Raw genomic sequence first — 274 nt, forward strand, 5'->3', positions numbered from 1 at the left:
CGCCTCCGCCGACAAGCCGGCCGCCGGGCCGGGCGCCGCGCTGTTCAACCCGGCCAGCAAGCGCTGCCTGAACGTCGCCGGCCCGGGCCCGACCTGGGACAACAAGACCCCGGTCATCCTGTTCGACTGCGTCCCCGGCGCGGGCAACGAGCAGTTCCAGCTGACGGCCTCGGGCCAGCTGTACAACCCGGCCAGCAAGCGCTGCGTCAACGTCTCGGGCGCCGGTCCGACCTGGGGCAACCTCACCCCGATCATCCTGTTCGACTGCGTCAAC

Annotated in this window: 1 protein-coding gene; it reads left to right on the forward strand. The window is 71.5% G+C overall.

Annotation, left to right across the window (positions count from 1 at the left end; translation table 11 throughout):
- A partial coding sequence (locus PUR71_RS00160; protein WP_329924239.1) for an RICIN domain-containing protein occupies positions 1-274 on the forward strand: 274 nt, incomplete at both ends.

Source organism: Streptomyces sp. SP17BM10, from assembly GCF_036322405.1.
In the GTDB taxonomy this organism is placed as follows: domain Bacteria; phylum Actinomycetota; class Actinomycetes; order Streptomycetales; family Streptomycetaceae; genus Kitasatospora.